At 66.5% G+C, this 4,271-nt stretch carries 1 protein-coding gene; it reads right to left on the bottom strand.

All coding sequences use genetic code 11. The annotated features are described in order from the left end of the window. On the bottom strand, positions 1–4,271 hold a 4,271-nt coding region (locus tag VBE63_RS25410; RefSeq protein ID WP_323685795.1), incomplete at both ends, for a GH36-type glycosyl hydrolase domain-containing protein.

The raw sequence follows: 4,271 nt of genomic DNA, 5'->3' as shown, positions 1-4,271 counted from the left end.
TGGGGCGAGACGCCATAGACATCAGCGGCGATCACATAAGGCTCGACCTTGTAGGTGGCGATCTCCTCGCCTGAGCGGCCGTGGTTGATCGGGTTGATCATGTCGAACAGCTCCCAGGCGTGCGCCCGGTCGCCCAGCCGAGCGAAGGCCATCGCTGCCCAGATCGCGGCATGGGTGTATTGCCCACCGTTCTCGCGCACGCCAGGGACATAACCCTTGATGTAGCCGGGCTCGAGCGATGAGGTATCGAACGGCGGTTCCAAGAGCTGGATCAACCCGGCATCGCGGCGCACCAGATGCGTATCCAGCGCCTCCATGGCCTGGCGCGCGCGCTCGGGACCGGCGACCCCGGACAGCACCGACCAGCTCTGGGCGATGGAGTCGATACTGCATTCCGGGCTGGTCGCAGACCCCAGCGGCGTGCCATCGTCAAAGTAGGCTCGCCGGTACCAGGTCCCATGCAGGCTCTCATCCCGACGCTCGCCCGGGTCCTCATCCAAACTCCCGCCTAGGCGCTCATCCGGGCCGCCGTCCCAGCCATGCAGCTCAAGATGCTGGCGCAATCGCGCCGCCTCATCCTGGCAGCGCGCGAGCATGGACGCATCGTCGCGCAGACGCGCCAGTTCGGCAAACTGCGTCAGCACCTGATGCAAGAAAAACCCGAGCCAGATGCTCTCGCCGCGGCCCTTGATGCCGACCAGGTTCATGCCGTCGTTCCAGTCGCCGGAGCCGATCAGCGGCAGGCCATGCTCGCCCATGCGCAGGCCATGCAGGATGGCGCGCACGCAATGGTCGTAGAGGCTCGCTGACTCGTCGCTCTGACCGGGCAGGTCGTAGTAGCCATCGTCCTCGCCGCTGACCAGGCGACCTTCTAGGAACGGGGCCATCTCGTCGAGCACAGCGCAGTCGCCGGTGGTCAGGACATAGCGGCAGGTCGCCAAGGGTAGCCACAAGTAGTCATCGGAGCAGCGGGTGCGCACCCCGCGACCGGAGGGCGGATGCCACCAGTGTTGGACATCGCCTTCGCGGAACTGACGACCGGCGCAGCGCAGCAGATGCGCGCGCACCTGCTCAGGCTCGGCATGGATCAGCGCCATCGCGTCCTGCAACTGGTCGCGGAAGCCGAAGGCGCCGCCGGACTGATAATCGCCGCTGCGCGCCCAGAAGCGGCAGGCCAGGGTCTGATACAGCAGCCAGCCGTTGGCGAGCAGATCGAGCGCCGGGTCCGGGGTCTTCACCTGCACCGCGCCAAGCGTGCGCGTCCAATAGGCTTGCACGGCGGCCAAGGCCGCCCGTGCTGCCGCCGCGCCCCGCTGCGACGGTGCCAGCAAGCGGGCATCATCAGCGCCGCGCCGACCCACCACGCCGAGCCGGAAGACGATCTCCTGGGTCTGTCCGGGGGCCAGCTCAACCAGCGTCTGCAGGGCACCACAGGCATCCAGCGCCGCGCCGACGCGACCGGACAGTCGCGTGCGCGTCAGCGCCGCCGGCTGGCTCAGGGTGCCGTTGCGGCCGAGGAATTCGGTGCGATCGCCGCTCAGACTGCGGTTGGGATCATCGACATCGAAGAAGGCGAGTCGATCAGCAAACTCATGGTTGTACGGATTGCGGGCGAAGAGCGCGCCGCTGTTGGGATCGATCTCGGTGACGATGTGCAATGCCGACTTTGGTCGCAGATCACCCAACACCCATTCGACATAGCCGGTCACGGAAAGCCGGCGCAGTGGCCCGGAATCCCCTGGCTTGGCTGCTCCTGGCTTGACCGCCCCTGGTTCGACAGGATGATGCAGCTTCAGCACCATGTATTTCACCGGCTCGTTCAGGTCGACATAGACCCACAGCTCCGAATCGATGCCCGCCTCCCAATGCTCGAAGACGCTGTAGCCGAAGCCGTGCCGCGTGACATAGGGCGTGGTGCCGCCGGCCGGCAGCGGGGTCGGTGACCAGACCTGGCCGCTGACCTCATCACGCAGATAGAAGGCCTCGCCGTGGACATCGCTGACCGGGTCATTGTGCCAGGGCGTGAGGCGGAACTCATGGGCATTCTCGCTCCAGGTGTAGGCGCCACCGCTGGCGGAGACGACGGTCCCGAAGTGCGCATTGGCGAGCACGTTGACCCAGGGCGCCGGCGTGGTCTGACCGGGCGCGGTGGTGATGACGTATTCGCGCCCGTCGGCTGAGAAACCGCCGGTGCCGTTGTCGAACTGCAGCGCCGACTCCAGCTTTGACGCGGTTGCGGGCTGGGCCGTCAGATGCGGCGCAATCGCCTGTTGTGACGCCAAATGCGGCTCGGTTGCAGGCTGCGGGTGCATCCGATTCGGCGCGGTCGCCTGCTGGAGCGCATGCGCTCGGCCGCCTCCGCTGGGTTTGAAGGCCGGCATCTGCTTTTGCCGCGGATCGCGCCGATTGATCTGTTCCGCCAGCGTCCCGCGCTCGTCGCTGAGGATGGCGCGCGCCACGGTCTGGAACAGCACCCGGTCCTCGTCGGAGATCTGATCGGCCGGACGGATGAAGATGCCGCCGGGATGATCCACCACATGCGCCTCGACGCCGGCGGCGATCAGGCCCAGGATCTGCTCTTGCAACTGCTGGCGATAGCCGGCGTGATCCTCGTTCCAGATCACCAGATCGACGGTCAGCCCCTTCAGCCGCCAATAGGCATGCGCCTGCACCAGCTGATGCACCAAGGCGATGTTGGCCTGATCGGCGATCTGACAGAGCAGGATCGGCACATCGCCCGAGACCGCGTGACTCCAGAGCCCAGACTGGCCGCGCCGATTCTGCGCCAGCACGGCGGGCGCGGCACGCAACGAGGCGTTGGTATAGAGGATGGAGCTGGCCAGCCGGCCATAGAGCTGCGCATCAGCCGGGGTCGCATTGAGCTGGCGCAGCACCACCTGGCTATGGGTCCAGGCCAGGTCAAAGACGCGATTGGCCAGGCGCGCGTCCTGGTATTTATCGACCAGCCCCACCGCCTGCTCGCGGGTCTCGCCAATGCCTTGGATCAGGTCGATGGTGGCGGTTTGATCGGCCTCCAGGACGATGCACTGACGGATGGCGACCATCGGGTCCAGCACCGAGCCAGCGCTGCCGGAGAGGGCGCCGGGGTGATCCATGGCCAGCGGGTACGCAAGGGTGCGATCACGCCCGATGAAGCGCATCCGATCGGTCTCGGCCGAAGGCGCGAGGGAAGAAGAGAGTTGAGAGGAGTGAGGAGTGAGTGCGAGAGACGTCTTGAGACTCGCTTCTCTCTCCTCTCCACTCACTCCTCCTGCACGCATCACCAATGCATGGAACATCCAAGGCGAGCGTTCCTCTTGCGAGCGCGGCCGGCGATGGCAGAGGATCGCCGATCCGGGCTGCAGGATCTCGGTCTGGATGAACAGGTTGCTGAACGCTGGATGCAGGTTGTCGGCGGCCGGCGGGGCAAGCACCACCTCGCTGTAGCTGGTGAGCTCAATCACCCGCCGCCGACGCGATCGATTGGTCAGGCGCAGCCGGCGCAGCTCGAGATCGTCCTCGGGCGAGACGACGATCTCGGTATAGGCCTCGATCTCCTGATCGCGGCGGCGGAACTCGGCGCGGCCCTCGGAGAAGATCGCCTCGAAGTGATCCGGCGTCGTCAGCGTCGGCTGGTAGGCACTCGACCAGAACGCACCCGTGTCCAGGTCGCGCAGATAGCAGAAGCTGCCCCAATGATCGCGGGTGCTGTCCTCGCGCCAGCGGGTCACCGCCAGATCCTGCCAACGGCTGTAGCCGCCGCCGGCATTGGTCACCATGACGTGGTAGCGACCATTCGAGAGCAACTGCACCTCGGGGTGCGGGCTGTTGGGCGTGGTGAGGACGCGGATCGGCGATTCCATCGCGCCGTCGCTGGCGCGTTCGCTGGTGATCTCGCCGTGGGTATCGGAATAGAACGCGGTGGTCTTGGGGATGCGCTCTTGCAGCAGCAGCGCCGTGGCCTGAAACGAGGGTACGGCGGCGAAGCGGCGCTGCATCGGGCGATCCAGCAGCAGATGCGCCAGCGCCAGCAGGGTCATGCCCTGATGATGCGCCATGAACGAGCGCACCACCGCACTCGTCTGCCCGCGTGGCAACCGCGATGGGGTGTAGTCGATCGCCTCATAGAAGCCATAAGGCCCCGCCAGCCCAATCGCGGCGAGCCGCTGCAGATTCTGGCAGGCCGCCTCCGGCGCCACCATCAGCGCCAGCGCCGAGGCGTATGGGGCAACCACCAGATCCTCGGCCAGCCAGCGCTTGAGCCCCAGCCC

The sequence above is a fragment of the Lamprobacter sp. genome (assembly GCF_034860625.1).
GTDB lineage: Bacteria > Pseudomonadota > Gammaproteobacteria > Chromatiales > Chromatiaceae > Lamprobacter.
The sequence above is the reverse complement of the archived record's forward strand: the minus strand, read 5'-3'. Positions and strand labels throughout refer to the sequence as shown.